This is a genomic window from Micromonospora humida, from assembly GCF_016901255.1.
In the GTDB taxonomy this organism is placed as follows: domain Bacteria; phylum Actinomycetota; class Actinomycetes; order Mycobacteriales; family Micromonosporaceae; genus Micromonospora; species Micromonospora wenchangensis.
On sequence record NZ_JAFEUC010000001.1, the window covers coordinates 232,371 to 248,436 of the forward strand.

At 73.3% G+C, this 16,066-nt stretch carries 13 protein-coding genes; 8 read left to right on the top strand and 5 right to left on the bottom strand.

Going from position 1 to position 16,066, the window contains the following annotated elements; translation table 11 throughout:
- Nucleotides 1-401 precede the first annotated feature (401 nt).
- The 4 genes from JQX11_RS01120 (at nt 402) to JQX11_RS01135 (ending at nt 3,288) form a co-directional block, all read left to right on the top strand.
- On the top strand, nt 402-1,238 hold the full coding sequence (locus JQX11_RS01120; protein WP_204923037.1) for an alpha/beta fold hydrolase: 837 nt from the start codon (nt 402-404) through the stop codon (nt 1,236-1,238).
- On the top strand, nt 1,231-1,800 hold the full coding sequence (locus tag JQX11_RS32000) for a TetR/AcrR family transcriptional regulator (protein WP_204923038.1): 570 nt from the start codon (nt 1,231-1,233) through the stop codon (nt 1,798-1,800). Before JQX11_RS01120 ends, JQX11_RS32000 begins: the two co-directional genes overlap by 8 nt.
- Nucleotides 1,797-2,171: a DUF4260 family protein gene (locus tag JQX11_RS01130; RefSeq protein WP_204923039.1), complete on the top strand. Its 375-nt coding sequence runs from the start codon at nt 1,797-1,799 to the stop codon at nt 2,169-2,171. Before JQX11_RS32000 ends, JQX11_RS01130 begins: the two co-directional genes overlap by 4 nt.
- Before the next feature lie 184 nt (nt 2,172-2,355).
- Nucleotides 2,356-3,288 carry an aldo/keto reductase gene (locus JQX11_RS01135; RefSeq protein ID WP_307826003.1) on the top strand — a complete coding sequence of 311 codons (933 nt, stop codon included), beginning with the start codon at nt 2,356-2,358 and terminating at the stop codon, nt 3,286-3,288.
- A 157-nt stretch (nt 3,289-3,445) separates the two neighbouring features.
- On the opposite strand, the gene JQX11_RS01140 is transcribed toward JQX11_RS01135, so the two are convergent.
- A complete protein-coding gene (locus tag JQX11_RS01140) occupies nt 3,446-4,447 on the bottom strand; it encodes a LacI family DNA-binding transcriptional regulator (protein WP_232376991.1) in 1,002 nt (333 codons plus the stop codon).
- 207 nt (nt 4,448-4,654) lie between these two features.
- Here JQX11_RS01140 and JQX11_RS01145 point away from each other — a divergent pair, with 207 nt between their 5' ends.
- The 4 genes from JQX11_RS01145 to JQX11_RS01160 all read left to right on the top strand — a co-directional run bounded on the left by JQX11_RS01145 (nt 4,655) and on the right by JQX11_RS01160 (nt 10,589).
- Nucleotides 4,655-6,034 carry an extracellular catalytic domain type 1 short-chain-length polyhydroxyalkanoate depolymerase gene (locus JQX11_RS01145; RefSeq protein WP_204923041.1) on the top strand — a complete coding sequence of 460 codons (1,380 nt, stop codon included), beginning with the start codon at nt 4,655-4,657 and terminating at the stop codon, nt 6,032-6,034.
- A 328-nt stretch (nt 6,035-6,362) separates the two neighbouring features.
- Nucleotides 6,363-7,382 carry a DUF8189 domain-containing protein gene (locus tag JQX11_RS01150; RefSeq protein WP_204923042.1) on the top strand — a complete coding sequence of 340 codons (1,020 nt, stop codon included), beginning with the start codon at nt 6,363-6,365 and terminating at the stop codon, nt 7,380-7,382.
- A gap of 143 nt (nt 7,383-7,525) precedes the next feature.
- Entirely contained in the window at nt 7,526-8,224 is a 699-nt protein-coding gene (locus tag JQX11_RS01155) for an SDR family NAD(P)-dependent oxidoreductase (protein WP_204923043.1), read from the top strand.
- Between the two features lie 268 nt (nt 8,225-8,492).
- The gene (locus JQX11_RS01160) at nt 8,493-10,589 is read left to right on the top strand and encodes a cellulose binding domain-containing protein (protein WP_204923044.1); all 2,097 of its coding nucleotides are present in this window, start codon (nt 8,493-8,495) and stop codon (nt 10,587-10,589) included.
- A gap of 58 nt (nt 10,590-10,647) precedes the next feature.
- On the opposite strand, the gene JQX11_RS01165 is transcribed toward JQX11_RS01160, so the two are convergent.
- The 4 genes from JQX11_RS01165 to JQX11_RS01180 form a co-directional block, all read right to left on the bottom strand.
- Nucleotides 10,648-12,543 (bottom strand): CocE/NonD family hydrolase, encoded by a 1,896-nt coding sequence (locus tag JQX11_RS01165; RefSeq protein ID WP_232376992.1) that lies wholly within the window; start codon nt 12,541-12,543, stop codon nt 10,648-10,650.
- Between the two features lie 139 nt (nt 12,544-12,682).
- Entirely contained in the window at nt 12,683-13,594 is a 912-nt protein-coding gene (locus JQX11_RS01170) for a sulfotransferase family protein (protein ID WP_204923045.1), read from the bottom strand.
- A gap of 3 nt (nt 13,595-13,597) precedes the next feature.
- Nucleotides 13,598-14,635, bottom strand: a complete 1,038-nt coding sequence (locus JQX11_RS01175; protein ID WP_204923046.1) for a sulfotransferase family protein — start codon at nt 14,633-14,635, stop codon at nt 13,598-13,600.
- On the bottom strand, nt 14,632-15,876 hold the full coding sequence (locus JQX11_RS01180) for a glycosyltransferase (protein ID WP_204923047.1): 1,245 nt from the start codon (nt 15,874-15,876) through the stop codon (nt 14,632-14,634). The genes JQX11_RS01175 and JQX11_RS01180 overlap by 4 nt, the downstream gene beginning before the upstream one ends.
- Nucleotides 15,877-16,066 lie beyond the last annotated feature (190 nt).

The following is a 16,066-nucleotide window of genomic DNA, read 5'->3' on the forward strand; positions in this document are numbered from 1 at the left end:
GCCGTCTGCGGCGGGACTCCGCCGCCCGGCAGCGGGCGGCCCGAACGTGAACGGCGGCGGCACCGCCGTGAACAGCGGACGCCGGGAAGCACGGCAGGTGGCGGCCGTCGGCGCAGCCGCGACGACGGGGCCGCAACCGCCCGTGGGCACGACGGTGGTGCCATGGGCAGGGCGGGCACCTCGGGCCGTACCGGCCGGGAGGGTCGCCGCGCATCCGGGACTCATCGCACCTCCCCCCAGCACGATGAGCAACCTGAAAGTTGCTCAGAGGAATAGTAACCAGCATGGCCTGCGCGCCGGTTATTCGATGTTGCTGAACCACGCTTCGCGGTTGGGTGCCGAACGCCACCCTTCCCGGCAAAGCTATTGGCGTTAGCTTTTCGGCTAGCTAAGCTAGCCTCATGACGGACTCCCGGAACAGCACCCACCCACCCACCCGCTACCTGCACCGCCCCCAGGGCCGCGTCGCCTACGACCTGCAGGGCGAAGGGCCCCTCGTGGTGCTCGTCCCCGGCATGGCGGAGCTGCGCTCGTCGTACCGGTTCCTCGCCCCGGCCCTGGTCGCCGCCGGCTACACGGTGGCGACCACCGACCTGCGCGGCCACGGCGACAGCGACACCACCTTCACCTCCTACGGCGACCCCGAGACCGCCTCCGACATCAGCGCCCTGATCGACGAACTCGGCCGGCCTGCCGTCATCGTGGGCAACTCGCTGGCCGCCGGCGCCGGGGTCATCGTCGCCGCCGAGCACCCCGGGCAGGTCCGCGGGCTCGTGCTCGTCGGGCCGTTCGTCCGCAACCCCCGGCAGCCGCCCGGCATGCGGACCCTCTTGCGGGTGCTGACGTCCCCGCTCTGGGTGGCAGGCGTCTGGAAGGCCTACCTGCCCACCCTGTACGCCGGCGCCAAACCCGCCGACTTCGCCGAATACCGGGCGGCCGTCGTCGCCAAGCTCCGCCAGCCCGGCTACGGCACGGCGTTCTCCCGCACGGCGCGGCAGACCGACCACCGGTCCGCCGAGGCGCGGCTGGCCGAGGTCGACACCCCCGTGCTGGTCGTCATGGGTGAGCGCGACCCCGATTTCACGGACCCGGCGGCCGAGGCCGCATGGATCGGCCAGACCCTGCGCGGCGAGGTGGTCATGGTGCCCGAGGCCGGCCACTACCCGCAGTCCCAACAGCCCGGACGGACCACCGCGGCGGTGCTCGACTTCCTCGCCCGGATCACCACCCGTGCCTAGGGCCGGCCTCACCACCGACACGGTCGTCGCACGCGGCGCGCACCTGCTCGAAGCGCACCCGCAGGACGAACTGACCCTCGCCGCGCTCGCCGGGAGCCTCGGCGTCCGCGTCCCGTCGCTCTACAAGCACGTCGACGGCCTCCCGGGACTCCGCCGGGGCATCATGCTGCGCGCCAAGGCGAACCTGGCCGCGACGCTCGCCGAGGCGTGCGTCGGCCGGGCCCGCGACGACGCGGTCCGCAGCCTCGCCACCGCCTACCGCAGGTGGGCCCGGCAGAACCCGGTGCAGTACCCGATGACCGTCCGGGCACCCGACCCCGACGACGCCGAGGACCAGCGGGTGAGCGACGCCGCCGTCCAGGTGGTCTACCGGGTGCTCGTCGGCTACCGGCTGCTCGGTGACGACGCGGTCGACGCCACCCGGCTGCTGCGCACGGTCCTGCACGGCTTCGTCAGCCTGGAGACCGCCGGCGCGTTCGCGCTCGCCGCCGACCTGGAACGCAGCTACGACCGGGCCGTCGAGAGCGTCGTGTCCGCCCTTGAGAACTGGAAGGGCCGGTGACCGCCCCGCCCGCCCGCACCCCACCGCCGGCCACCCCGGTGCCCGTCCTCTACCGCGTCGAGGGCGCGGCCGTCGCCGCGGCGGCCGTCGTCCTCGTCGCGCTGACGGGCTTCGCCTGGTGGTGGCTGCTCGCCCTGTTCCTCGTCTTCGACCTGTCGATGCTCGGCTACGCCGTCGACCACCACGTCGGCGCGATCGTCTACAACCTGGGGCACACCTACGTCGCCCCGTTCGTCCTGCTCGCCGGGTACGGCCTCGCGCACGCGCTCGACGCGACCGGGTGGACACCGCTGGCGCTCGTGGCGGCCTGCTGGTTCTTCCACATCGGCGTGGACCGGGCACTCGACTTCGGGCCGCGCCCGCTGCGCTGACCCCGTCGCCGGCGCCGCACCCGCGCTCACCCAGGGTCACACCGACGACGACACGCGGTGTCCACCTGCGCGACGGTGTCCCTGTCGTCCGCGAGGATGGCCGACGGGAGACGGGCACCCGACTCGCTGGTCAGCCCGCACACACGGGCGTCGCGGGATGTGGCGTCCCCCGAGGGGAGCAGCGGTGACACTGTCGGACAGGCTCGCACCGGAGGTCGGGCGGCTCCGGCTCGGCGACGAGCTGAGCGTCAACCGGTTGGGCTTCGGCACCATGCAACTGCCCGGCCCCGGCGTCTTCGGCCCCCCGGACGACCACGCGGGCGCGCTGGCGGTGCTGCGCCGGGCCGTCGAGCTGGGCGTCAACTATCTCGACACCAGCGACTTCTACGGCCCGCACGTGACCAACGACCTGATCCGCGAGGCGCTGCACCCGTACCCCGACGACCTGGTGATCGGCACCAAGATCGGGGTGGAGCGCGACAGGTGGGGCGACTTCGTGCCCGCAGGCGCGCCCGACCAGCTGCGTCGGCAGGTGGAGGAGAACCTGCGCCGGTTGGGCCGGGACCGGTTGGAGCTGGCCTACCTGCGCGTCGGCGGGGACGGGCTGCTGCGTCCGGGCGACGTCCGGTTCTCCGAGTCGTTCGCGATGATGGTACGGCTACGCGAGGAGGGCCTGATCGGCGACGTCGGGCTCAGCGGCGTCACCGTCAGGCAGCTCGACCAGGCGCGGGCGACGATCCCGATCGCGGCCGTGCAGAACCGGTTCCACCTGCTCGACCGGGACTGCCTCGACGTGCTGCGGCGGTGCGCCGAGGAGGACATCGCCTTCGTGCCGTACTTCCCGCTGGCGGCGGGACTGCTCGGTACGCGGCACGGGCGGCCACCGCTGCCGTTCGGGCCCGAGGTCAGCGCCGCGCAACGCCGTACCGTCGACGGGATCGCCGACGCGCACGGTGCGACCCGCGCGCAGGTCGCCATCGCCTGGCTGCTGGCCTACTCGCCGACCGTGCTGGTCATTCCCGGCACCAGCTCGGTACGGCACCTGGAGGAGAACATGGCCGCCGCCCGACTGCGGCTGACCCCGGCGGACCGCGCCGCGCTCGACGCCCTGGCCTGACCCCCCAACCCCCACCTCCCGCCCCGGCGTCCGCCGCCGAACCCCGTTGATCAAGAGGTTTGCGTCAACTTGAAGATCATCGGTGACGCAAACCTCTTGATCAACCACGCGAGGGCGGGGTCAACACCGCGAGGGCGGGCCGGGTGGGGCGACGGGGTCAGGTGGGTGGGGCGGCGACGCTGGCCCGGTGGACCAGGGTCGGGGCGATGGTGTGCCGCTCCACCACCCCCGGGCCGGCCTCGATCTGCCGCAGCAGCATCGCCAGGCCGGCGCGGGCCACCGCGTCGAAGTCGGGCCGCACGGTGGTCAACGGCGGGATGAAGTACGCCGCCTCCGGCACGTCGTCGAAGCCGACCACGCTGATCTCCTCCGGCACCCGACGCCCGCGTTCGCTCAACGCCCGCAGCACCCCGAGCGCGAGGTGGTCGTTGGCGGCGAAGATCGCCGTCACCTCCGGCATCCGGGCCAGCATCTGCCCGCAGCGGTAGCCGGACGCGGCGCTCCAGTCGGCCGACAGCACCGGCGGCACCTCCGCGCCGGCAGCCCGCAGCGCCGATCGCCAGCCCTCGACCCGCCCGGCGCTGTCGAACCAGTCCGCCGGGCCGGAGACGTGCCACACCGTGCGGTGCCCGGCGTCCAGCAGGTGCCGGGTGGCCAGCCCGGCCCCGGCCGCCTGGTCGACGGTGACCAGCGCCGCCTCCCGGGCCGGATCGCCGTCGACGGTGACCAGCGGCACGCCGTGCGGCAGGTGGTCGAGCGCCTCGTCGGCGGAGGCCACCGGGGCGATCACCACGATGCCGGCGACCCGGTGGTCGAGGTGTCGCTCCACGGCGGCGGAGATGGACCGCCGGTCGAGGGTGCTGACGCTGCCCACGCTGACCGCGAACCCCGCCGACGCGGCGGCCTGCTCCAGGGCGGCCAGCAGCGACGCCGGCCCGTAGAGGGTGCTGTTCTGGGCGACCACCCCGATCAGCTGGGAGCGGCCCGTGACCAGTGCCCGCGCCGCGCGGTTCGGCCGGTAGCCCAGCTCGGCGATCGCCGCGCGGACCCGGACGCGGGTCTGCTCCCGCACGTTCGGGTGGTCGTTGAGCACCCGGGAGACCGTCTGGTGGGAGACTCCCGCGAGGCGGGCGACGTCCGTCATCGCAGGACCACGCATGGGGGTCATTATCCACCGGGCCGGCCCCGCCGGACGCCGGTGTCCACGCTGCCCGGGGACCGGAAGTTCCGGTGGCACGGGCCACCTTGCCAAGCCGGGGACAGGCTAACGATACTCATGGATGTTCCTGAGCCGGACATGATCGAGCGCCGGGCAGCCTCGATCGGCGCAGCCGCACGTCCGCGAGCCTCCGGAGGAACCCGTCCCATGAGATCCAGGATCAAACTGTTCGGTACCGCCCTGGTCGCCGCCGCGCTCACCGCGTTGGCCGCGATCGCCGCCCCCACCCCCGCCTCGGCGGCGACGCTGACCCAGGTGACCAACTTCGGGGCCAACCCGAGCAACCTGCAGATGTACCTGTACGTGCCGAACACCGTGGCGGCCCGTCCGGGCCTGCTGGTGGCGGTGCACTACTGCACCGGCAGCGGCCCCGCGTTCTACTCCGGCACCCAGTACGCCGCCCTGGCCGACCGGTACGGCTACATCGTCATCTACCCGTCGGTGACCCGCAGCAGCAAGTGCTTCGACGTCTCCTCCCCGCAGGCGCTGCGCCGCGACGGGGGCAGCGACCCGGTGGGCATCAAGTCGATGGTCGACTACGTCCGGTCCCGGTACGCCGTCGACCCGAACCGGATCTTCGCCACCGGCACCTCGTCCGGGGCGATGATGACCAACGTGCTGCTCGGCGACTATCCGGACGTGTTCGCGGCGGGCGCGGCCTTCGCCGGGGTGCCGTTCGGCTGCTTCGCCACCACCGACGGCTCGGAGTGGAACAGCCAGTGCGCCAACGGGCAGGTCACCAAGACCGCGCAGCAGTGGGGCGACCTGGTCCGCAACGCCTACCCGGGGTACACCGGCAAGCGGCCCCGGATGCAGTTGTGGCACGGCACCAACGACGAGACGCTGCGTTACCCGAACTTCGGCGAGGAGGTCAAGCAGTGGACGAACGTCCAGGGGCTGAGCCAGACGCCGACGTTCACCGACACCCCGCAGGCCGGCTACACCCGCACCCGGTACGGCGGTAGCGGCGGCACCGCGCCGGTCGAGGCGATCAGCATGCAGGGCGTCACGCACAACCTGCCGGTCGACGCCGCCCAGGCGATCCGCTTCTTCGGCCTGGACGCCCCGCCGACCACCACCCCGCCGCCCACCACGGCACCGCCGACCACCCCGCCCCCCACCACCCCGCCGGTGCCCACCACCACACCGCCGACCCCGTACCCGCCCACGCCCACCACGCCGCCCCCGCCCACCACGCCGGGGCCGGGGCCCAACTGCCGGGTCGGATACACCGTCAACGCGTGGAACACCGGCCTGACCACCGCCATCACGATCACCACCCTCAACGACACAGGGGTCACAGGCTGGAGCCTGGCGTTCACCCTCCCCGCCGGGCAGACCATCACCAGCGGCTGGAACGCGACCTACTCGCCGACCAGCGGGGCGGTCACCGCCACCAACGTCTCCTACAACGGCTCGATCCCGCCGGGCGGCTCGGTCAGCATCGGCTTCCAGGCCAACCACACCGGCAACACCTCGAAACCGGCCTCCTTCACCCTCAACGGCTCCCCCTGCGCGGTCGTCTGACCGGCGCCGCCACCGGCGGTGATCAAGAGATTGGCGTCACGAGAGCCGATCCGGTTGACGCAAAGCTCTTGATCACCGCCGCGCCCCCTTCCCCGTCCGCGCGACAACCGGCCGGCCGGTTGTCGCGCGGACGGGCGGGGTGGGTTGGGGTGGTTCGGTGGATGTGGGGGTGCGGGCGGATCGATAGGGTGACGGTGACGGGGGGTCGTCCGGGGTCGCGGGCCGGGATCGCCGGCCGCGCGGGGACGGGCGGCGGTGCGCAGCCCGGTGGACCAGCCGCGAGCCGACCGTGCCGTCGTCACCACCGAGCGTCCACAAGGGAGCGTCTATGCGTCTGACTCTATCGATGAAACTGGTGCGGCACCGGTTGCCCGCGTTCGCTCTCGGCCTGGGCGCGGTCACGCTCGTCGCCACCCCCGCCGCCGCCGTGCCGGCGGTCGGCCACCCGGCGGGCCCCGCCACGGGTGTCGCCTCCGCAACCGCCCGGCCGCAGACCGCCCGCGCGGCGGGCTGGACGCCGGTGCCGGGCACGGCGCAGGCCCGGTCCGCGCCGGCCACCGCCACCTACGGTGGTGAGCTGCACGTCTTCGTGCAGGGCCCCGACGGGCAGGTACGGGTCAACCGGTACGACACCAACCCCGACTCCTGGTCCGGCTGGTCCACTGTCCCCGGTGACGCCATGGCGACCTCGGCACCGGCGGCGGCCGTCTACGGCGGGGAACTGCACCTGTTCGTGCAGTCCGACCAGAAGGTCCGCACCAACCGGTACGCCCTGGACACCGGCACCTGGTCCGGCTGGAGCACGGTCGGTGGCACCACGTCCGCGTCGTCGGCCCCGTCCGCCACCGTCTACGGCGGCCAACTGCACCTGTTCGTCCGGGGCGCGAACGGCAAGGTCCGCACCAACCGGTACACGCTGGACACCGCCGCCTGGTCAGGCTGGGCCACCCTCGCCGGCCCGACCGGCGCCAACTCGGCCCCGTCCGCCGCCATCTACGGCGGATACCTGCACGTCTTCGTCCGGGGCACGAACGGCAACGTGCGCGCCAACAGGTACTCGCTGTCCACCGGGGCCTGGTCGGGGTGGAGCGACGTGCCCGGCACCGCGCGTGCCGCGTCCGCGCCGGCCGCCCTGGTCTACGGCGGCGGGCTGCACGTCTTCGTCCGCACCGGCGGCGACGACCTGCGCACCGCCTGGTACCTCCAGGACTCCGGCGCGTGGACGGCCTGGAGCACGGTCGACGGCCCCGGCCAGACGATCTCCGCCCCGGCGGGAAGCGTCTACGGCGGTCTGGTGCGACTGTTCGTCCAGGGCGCCGACGGCGAGGTCTACCAGGGTCAGCCCTGACGGTTGCCGCTGCGCCGCCGCCCCGTCCACCGACCCGGTGGGCGGGGCGGCGGCGCGCCGGGGCCGGACGGTGGTGTGCGGAGTCCGGGCCGGACGGTGGTGTGCAGCGTCCCGGGCCGCACGGTGGCGTCTAGAGTCCGGGCATGGATGCGCAGGGGCGACGGGCGGTCGTGGTGGGTAACAGCGACGGTGTCGGGCTGGCCCTGACCCGGCAACTGGTGGCCGCCGGCTGGACGGTCGCGGGGGTGTCCCGCAGCGGCAGCGACCTGACCGCCCCCGGGTACACCCACCATGTCGCCGACGTCACCGGCGACACCTACCGCACGGTGCTGGCCGGGGCGGTCGACCGGCTCGGCGGGGTGGACGTGTGCGTCTACGCGGCGGGGGTCGGTGAGTTCTTCGACCTCGGTGACCTGGCGGCGCAGACCCGGGCGCTGGAGGTCAACCTGATCGGTGCGGCGCGCACCGTGGAGGTGGTCGTGCCGGCGATGGTGGCCGGGGGCGGTGGTCACCTCGTGGGCCTGTCCAGCCTCGCCGACGCCGCCCCGTCGGCCCAGGCCCCCGGGTATGCCGCCGCCAAGGCCGGGTTGACGTCGTACCTGGTGGGGCTGCGGGGCGCGCTGCGGCCGCACGGGGTGCGGGTGACCGTCGTGCGGTTCGGGTTCGTCGACACCAAGATGGCGAAGTCGCCGGTCAAGCCGATGCTGCTCAGTGTGGAGCGGGCCGCCGACGTGGTGCGCGACTGCCTGCGTACCCGGCCGGCGGTCGTCTCCCGGCCCCGCCGGATGGCCGCGGTGGTGCGGGCGGCCGGGGTCGCGGCGAGGGTGGCCGCCCGGCGGTGAGCCGTACCGGCGGGGCGGCCCGGACAGCGCCTTGAATTCGCCGGGACCACCGTGCGATTCTTGTGCGTCGATGAGTGGCCGTGTGCGGGGCCGACCGTCGTCCAAGGGCAACCGGGAGCCGTGGGTTTCCGGGGGACGGCGACAAGTGCGACGAAACGACGTCCGCAGTCCGTCCATCCGTCCCGCCCGCCGTCCCGACGCTCCTCGTGGTGCGACGCCACCCCGACCGGCCGCGGTGCACGGTGGTGACCCCCCGAAGGAACCCCGTATGAACAGACTTTCCGCCCCACCGTCGCGCCGGTCGCGTCGCGGCCCGGGGCGCGCGACGGCGCTCGCCGCGAGCCTGCTGCTCGCCACCGGTGGGCTCGCCGTGACCGGCCCGTCGCCCGCCGACGCGGCCGCCGACCCGGTGGCCGTGACCGTCAACGCCAACGCCGGGCTGGCCACCGTGCCGGCCACCGCGTTGGGCGTCAACCACGCCATCTGGGACTCCCAGCTCGGCACGGCCGAGACGTCGGACCTGCTCAAGGCCGCCGGTGTGCGGATGATGCGCTACCCGGGCGGCTCGTACGCCGACATCTACCACTGGCGTGACCACACCGCGCCCGGCGGGTACGTCGCCCCGGACACCGACTTCGACACGTTCATGGCCGCCGCCCGGCGGGTCGGCGCGCAGCCGATGATCATCGCGAACTACGGCACCGGCTCCCCCGCCGAGGCCGCCGACTGGGTGCGCTACGCCAACGTCACCAAGGGGTACGGCGCGAAGTGGTGGACGGTCGGCAACGAGAACTACGGCAACGGGCACTACGGCTCGGCCTGGGAGGCCGACGACCACCCCGACAAGAGCGCCAGCCAGTACGCCCGGCTGGTGGTCGAGTACGCCGACGCGATGAAGGCGGTCGACCCCACGGTCAAGGTCGGCGCGGTGCTGACCATGCCGGGCAACTGGCCGGACGGGATCACCGCCGGCAGTGACCCGGGCCCGTGGAACCGGACCGTGCTCTCCATCGCCGGCCCGAAGATCGACTTCGTGGACGTGCACTGGTACCCGGGTGGTACCGCCGCCGAGTCCCTTTCCCGCACGGCCCACATCGACGAGGCGGCCCACCTGCTGCGCGACCAGCTCGCCCGGTACGCCGGCCCGAACGCCGCCCGGATCGGCATCAGCTTCACCGAGCTGAACGTCGGCACCGGGCAGAACACCCAGCCGGGCGCGCTGTTCCTCGCCGACGCCTACAGCGACCTGCTGGAGAACGGCGTCTTCACGGTCCAGTGGTGGAACGTGCACAACGGCATCGGCACCGTCACCGAGGTCGCCGGGCAGACCGACTACGGCGACTTCGGGCTGCTGTCCAGCGGCACCTGCACCGCCGACAACACGGTCTGCGAGCCGCCGCTGAACACCCCGTTCGCGCCGTACCACGCGCTGTCGATGATGAACCTGTTCGCCCGGCCGGGTGACCAGTTCGTCCGGGCCGCCACCGACGAGCCGCTGGTCACCGCGCACGCCGTGCGTCGGGCCGACGGGGATCTCGCGGTGCTGCTGGTCAACAAGGACCCGGCCAACGCCCGTCCGGTCACCATCGACTACGCCGGTTTCGCCCCGTCGGATGCCGCGCCGACGACGTACTCGTTGACCAACGGGGCCTCCGGCGTGGTCACCGGGCAGTCGGGCAGCGCCGGCAGCCGGACGCTGCCGGCGTACTCGCTGACCACGCTGGTGCTACGGCCGTCGTCCCCGGTCACCGCGCACCCCGCGCCGCCGGGGCAGCCGACGGCGAGCGGGGTGACCGACAGGTCGGCGACGATCTCCTGGTCGCCCGCCCCACCGAAGGGCGCCCCGATCGCCAAGTACGAGGTGTACCGGCAGAACGGCACGGTCAGCGAGCAGCTCGGCGAGACGGCCGGCACCTCGTTCACCGTCGACAACCTCGTGCCCGGCACCCGGTACACGCTCAACGTGCTGACCCGCGACACCGCCGGGAAGGTGTCCTGGTCGTCGTCGCCTGTCACCTTCACCACCGCCGGCCCGGCCGACAGCGGCTGCACCGTCCGGCTCACCACCGCCAGCGACTGGGGCAACGGCTGGGTCGGCAACGTCGAGATCGTCAACAACGGGGCGAACCCCGTCGACGGCTGGACGCTGACCTGGACCTGGCCGACGAGTTGGCAGCAGGTCAGCAGCGGCTGGAGCGCCACCTGGACGCAGACCGGGCGTACCGTGACGGTCGCCGGCACCGACGACAACCGGCGGATCGCCGCCGGTGGCAGCACCACGGCCGGTTTCGTCGGGTCCTACAGCGGCCCGAACGTCCCGCCCACCGGTTTCGTGCTCAACGGCACCCCCTGCACGGTGGGGTGACCGGGGCCGGGTGGCCGTCGGCGCAGCGGTGCTGCGGCGGCGGCCACCCGGGGAGCGGTCAGAGACCTGCCGCGTGGGCGGCGGGGGTGCCGCCGACCACCGGAAGAACGATCTTGCTGCTCTTCAGGGCGACCTGGATGTTCGCGGCGGTGGTGTCCGCCTGGCTGGAGTACTGCGGGTAGCTGGCCACGATGATCACGCCGAGCCGGTGGCCCGGCTTGAACACGTAGTCCTCGGGCAGCAGCGGGAAGGTGAAGTTGTACGACTCCCCCACCACCAGCGGCACGGCGGTGCGGATCGACTGCCGGTTCTGGGCGTCCATGATGCCCTTGGTGACCAGCTCGTAGTCGGCCGTGGCGACCCGCTTGGCGGTCTGCTTGTAGCAGCCGTCGTCGGTCGGGCTGTTCAACCCCCAGCAGTCCTCGGTGGTCAGGGTGACGATGCCCTCACCGGAGGCCCGGTGCGCCACCCGCTCGTCGGTGCCGTAGTCGACCAGGATCGCCCCGAAGTTGGTGTCGGTCTGGTCGGCCGAGGCCCGCAGCTGCACCGTCGGCGTGCCCGAGATGTGCAGGGGCGCGGTCAGCGGCGCGGACAGGAACGCCAGCCGGTTCGGCTGCACCGTGTCCGGGTTGAGGATCATGGTGTTCTGGCTCTGGGTCCGGCTGTCCTGGAACGCGCCGGTCGCCGGCTTGGCGGTCGGCACCAGCTTCAGGCCCCCGGCCCCGGTGGTGCCGGGCTGGAGGAACACCTCGGTGTCGGCCTTGCCGGGGATCGGCCAGTCGGCGTGGGTCTCCCACACGTCGGCGGCCCGCTCCAGGTCGACCCGGGGCTCGTCCATGATGCCGTTGGCGACCCCGTGCAGCCAGAAGTCGAACCACCGGTGCAGGGTGGACACCCACACCGCGCGTCGCGAGTCGAACGGGTCGACGTGTCCCTCCTGCGAGAGCCACAGCTTGCGCTGGACGTTGTTCTCCGCCAGGGCGTACCAGAACTTGCTGAAGTGGTCCGCGCGGACGTTGTCGTCGTTGAGACCGTGGTAGAGCAGCACGCTGGCGGTCATGTTGGGGACCTTCTTGACGTAGCTGCGCTCGTTCCAGAAGGCGGTGTAGTCACCGGTCTCGTCGCCGTCGGCGGCGGCCATCGCGTCCCGCACCGGCTTGCAGTACTCCCGCCGCTCCGGGTTGGTGACCGTGTTGGCCAACGACGCCACGTAGCTGTTGCCCCGGGTGACCACCCCGTTGCTGCGCACGTAGTCGTAGTACTCGGTGGGGCCGCTGATCGGCACCACCGTGGTCAGCCCCTTGACACCGGTCACCGCCGTCGCCATGGCCAGCGAGCCGTCGTACGACTTGCCGATCATGCCCGACTTGCCGTTGTGCCAGTCGGCGGTGACCACCTGACCGGCGGCGTTGCGCGCGGTGGCCCGGCCGTTGAGCCAGTTGATCGCCTGCTTGGCGCTGAGATTGTCCTGGTTGGCGTTGGTGGTGGGGCAGCCGGTGGAGTTGTTGGTGCCCACCATGTCCAGCAGGATCACCGCGTAGCCACGCGGCACGAAGTAGTTGTCGTAGAACAGCGGCCACTTGTCGAGCAGGCCGTCGCCGTCCAGGTCGGCCTTGCACTCGGACTCGTTGCCCCGGCAGACCGTCGAGTAGTACGGGCTGGCGTCCATGATGACCGGCACCTTGAGGCCGTTCGCGGTGGCCGCCGGTCGCATCAGGTCGAACGCGATGATGTCGCGCAGACCGTCGTTGTCGCTGTCGAAGGTGGAGTCGATGAACAGGCGCTCCCGGATGGCGTCGCCATAGCCGAACACCGGCTGGGTGACCCCGTCCTGGACCACGATCGTCGGTCCGTCCGACGCCGCCACCGCCCGTGGCGCCGCGCCCAGGGCGGCGAGCAGCACCGCGGACAGTACGGCCACCCCGGCGCGAAGGGGCGTTCCCATTGCAGCCATGCAGTCTCCTTGAGAGTCCCGAGACCCGGCACGCTATGGGCCGACCGACCGGCATCACCACCTGCACCTGTAGGAACTTTCCCCACGCCGATCCGACGACACCGACGCGACGACGCCCGTCGTCCGGGTGCCGGGCCGGTCAGCCCCGATAGCCCCACTGCCGCAGCGGCTTGTCCAGCACCCGCTCCACGGCGGCGAGCTGCGCCACCCCCAACTCCTCGTGGTAGGCGGCCTGCCGCCCGGCGTGGAACCGGTAGCGCCCGAAACCCTTCTCGAACGCCGGTGACCAGTCCAGGCCGAGGAAGTCGAGCATCCGGGCCACCTCGGCGCGCGGGTCGGCGAGCAGGTCCTCGTAGCGCACGTCGAGCCACTGCCCCTCCGGGTGCGCGGCGCGGGCCTCGGCGAAGGAGTCCATCAGCATCTTCCAGCCCAGCGCGGCGAGCACCGGGAACGACCTGTCGTACTCCTCCCACTCCCGGCGCAGGTCGGTCGGCAGCGGCCCGAGGAACCAGTTCTCCGGTCCACGCCAGCCGTCCCACCAGCCCATCTGGAGCCAGGAGTTGGTCACCGCCCGACCGTCGCGGACCACGTTGACCACCCGCAGCTCCGGATAGCCGGCCCGCAGGAACCCGGTGCGCGGCCACCCGGTCACGTGGTGCAGCAGCAGCCGGCAGCCCTGCCGTTGCATCCGGGCGTCGAAGAAGGCCCGCAGCCGCCGCCGCAGGTACGGGGTGAGGTCGTCGGCGCTCAGGTCCCGGCACGGGCGGGAGAAACCGGCCACCACGTGCCGGTCCAGCAGGTGGTACGCCTCCGACGGGGCGACCCTCAGCCGGCCCTTCTCCAGCAGCCGGCGGCTGTGCCGCAGCGACGTCATGCCCGCCGGGCGGGGCGCGGAACGCCGGTACAGCGGACCGTTGAACCGGCCGGCCAGGTTGAGTCGGGACAGCTTGTCGTCGACCCCGGAGACGAACCCGACCCCGGGATGCCGGGACAGCAACTCCTGCACCAGGGTCGATCCGCACCGCCCGGTGCCCACCACCACCGCCAACATCGCTCAGCCCTCCTCGTGCCCGGTCGACCCCGCCCGCCCGACGCCCACCGACCGTCCACCGGCCGCAGCCGGCCCGCCCCGCGCGGGCCGCCCCGCCCCGGCCGGTGCCGGGACGCCGCGCCGCCACGGGTAGCCCAACCGGCGCAGCCCCGGCGCGGTCAGCGCGGTGACCAGCGCGTACGACCAGCGGGACAGGTCGTGCCGCCACTGCACGTCGGCGGTGATCGGCACCGGGCCGGTCCGGTGCCGCGACGGGTTGCCGGCCACCGAGTGCGTCGGCGTCAGCCGGACCGTCGCCGGGCCGGTGAACGGACCACCGTCGGGGTCCACCCCGGCGAACCCGGCGATCCGGCGCAGCGTCGCCTCCGGGTCGGCGGTCAGGTCCTCGTAGCGCACCCGCAGGTAACCCGTCGGGGCGCGGTCGGCCCACAGTCGGGCGGTCACGGTGTTCCAGACCAGCCAGAGCAGGGCCGCCTTCCACACCGGCGGCCGGCTCATCAGTTCCGGGTCGGTGTCGCCGTCCAGGCCCCGGCGGCGACGCCAGGAGAAGGCGGTGGCCCGGGGGTCGCGCATCAGGTGCAGCACCCGCAGCTCGATGCCGGGCAGCGCGCCGAGCAACGCGCCGTACGGGGGCAGCTTCGACGAGTCGACCACGACCCGGGCGCCGGTGTGCCGGGCCACGGCGGCGTACAGGTCGGCCAACGCCGCGTCGTCGGGATGCGCGGGCACCGGCCGGACGCCGCGGCGGTGCCGGCGCAGCAGCGCGGGCAGCCCCCGCATCCGCAGCCGGCCGCGCAGCCCGGCGGCGATCGCGGCGGCCCGGTCGGTCGGCAGCTCCCGGCGCACCTCGCCCCACAGCGGGCAGTCCCGCAGCGGCCGACCGCAGCCGCAGGGCCGGTTCTCCAGCTCGCCGCGCTGCCACAGGTAGCGCAGCTCCCCGGCGGCGAAGACCCCGTCGTACTGACCGAGCACGGTGGTGACCAGGGTGCTGCCGCTGCGCCCGCTGCCGGCCAGGTAGAGCACCCGCACCGGCGGGCTCACACCGGCTCCCGCACGGTCCGCGCGGCGCTCGCGTAGACCTCCCGTAACCGGGTCAGGTGCGCCTGCGGGGAGAAGTCCCGCTCCACCCGCGCCCGCCCGGCCCGCCCCATCCGGTACGCCCGAGCCGGGTCGGCCAGCACCCGGTGCAGCCCGGCGGCCAGCGCGGCCGGATCGTCGGCGGGCACCACCTCACCGTCCACCCCGCCGGTCACCAGCTCGGGCAGCCCACCCAGGTCGGAGGCGACCACCGGCACCCCGCAGCCGTACGCCTCCAGCACCGCCATCGGCTGGTTCTCGTTCCACCGCGAGGGCACCGCCACCACGGTGGCCGAGCGGACCAGTTCGTGCAGCCGGGCCTTGTCCAGCCGGCCGTGGAACCGGACCCGGCCGGGGGCCCGCCGCCGGGCCAGCTCGGTCAGCCCGTCACGGGCCGGGCCGTCCCCGGCCACCTCCAGCACGACGTCGTCGGGCAGCCGGGTGAGCGCCTCGATCAGCACGTCGACGCCCTTCTCGGCGGCCAGCCGACCGGCGAAGACCACCGGCCCACCGGGTGCCGTCTTGACCGCCGTCGTGGCGACGTCGACGAAGTGCGACACCACGTGCATCCGGTCGGGGAAGACCCCGGCCCGGCGCATCACGTCGGCCAGGAACCGGCTGGGGCTGACGAACGCCTGCACCGGCCCGTACGCCCGGGTGGTGCGGTGCAGCCACGACTCGACGGCGAGCAGCGAGCTGGCCCCCAGCGACCCGTCCTTGCAGCGGCGGCGGGCCGCCCGTAGCGGGCCACCGGTCACGCAGGCGTCGCAGACCGTTCCCCGGTCGAGCATCTGGTAGCTGGGGCAGGCCAGCTTGTAGTCGTGCAGGGTCATCACCGCCGGCACCCGGGCGGTCCGCACCGCGGCCAGCACCGACGGGGAGAGCTGGTGGTAGATGTTGTGCAGGTGGACCACGTCGGGCCGGAACTCGTCGAGCACCCGGGCCAGGCCCCGCCGGCTGGCCGGCGACCAGATCATCCGGGCCGCCACCGCCGCCCGGGCGCCCGCGCCGCGCGGCGTCGGGTCCAGCTCCACGTGGGACGGGAAGTGCCTGGCGTACGGGGTGGGCGCGTCGTTGTCCGGGTGGGTCATGCCGAAGAACGCCACCTCATCGCCGTCGCCCCGTTGCAGCTCGGCGACGTCGAGCAGGTAACCCTCGGCGCCGCCGCGCCGGTAGAGGAACTTGTTGACGTGGAGGACACGCATCGGCCTGCTCCGGAGGTGGCTGCTGGGGTCCGTCGGGGGTCGCGGGGTGGGGTGGTCGCCCCGGACAGCAGCGGTGACCAGGGGCCCCACCGTATGCAACACCGGTGTCGTGAGTCCAGCTCATGATCCCCAAGTAGCCACACGGCCCATCGCCGGCTGACCACACGGCCACGTGGCCAGCCGCGATGAT

Bases quoted from the DNA above. Each gene is read 5' to 3' on its own strand.
- JQX11_RS01120 (WP_204923037.1), top strand. From the start codon at position 402: ATGACGGACTCCCGGAACAGCACCCACCCACCCACCCGCTACCTGCAC.
- JQX11_RS01155 (WP_204923043.1), top strand. From the start codon at position 7,526: ATGGATGCGCAGGGGCGACGGGCGGTCGTGGTGGGTAACAGCGACGGT.
- JQX11_RS01140 (WP_232376991.1), bottom strand. From the start codon at position 4,447: ATGCGTGGTCCTGCGATGACGGACGTCGCCCGCCTCGCGGGAGTCTCC.
- JQX11_RS01160 (WP_204923044.1), top strand. From the start codon at position 8,493: ATGAACAGACTTTCCGCCCCACCGTCGCGCCGGTCGCGTCGCGGCCCG.
- JQX11_RS01150 (WP_204923042.1), top strand. From the start codon at position 6,363: ATGCGTCTGACTCTATCGATGAAACTGGTGCGGCACCGGTTGCCCGCG.
- JQX11_RS01170 (WP_204923045.1), bottom strand. From the start codon at position 13,594: ATGTTGGCGGTGGTGGTGGGCACCGGGCGGTGCGGATCGACCCTGGTG.
- JQX11_RS01145 (WP_204923041.1), top strand. From the start codon at position 4,655: ATGAGATCCAGGATCAAACTGTTCGGTACCGCCCTGGTCGCCGCCGCG.
- JQX11_RS01165 (WP_232376992.1), bottom strand. From the start codon at position 12,543: ATGGCTGCAATGGGAACGCCCCTTCGCGCCGGGGTGGCCGTACTGTCC.
- JQX11_RS01180 (WP_204923047.1), bottom strand. From the start codon at position 15,876: ATGCGTGTCCTCCACGTCAACAAGTTCCTCTACCGGCGCGGCGGCGCC.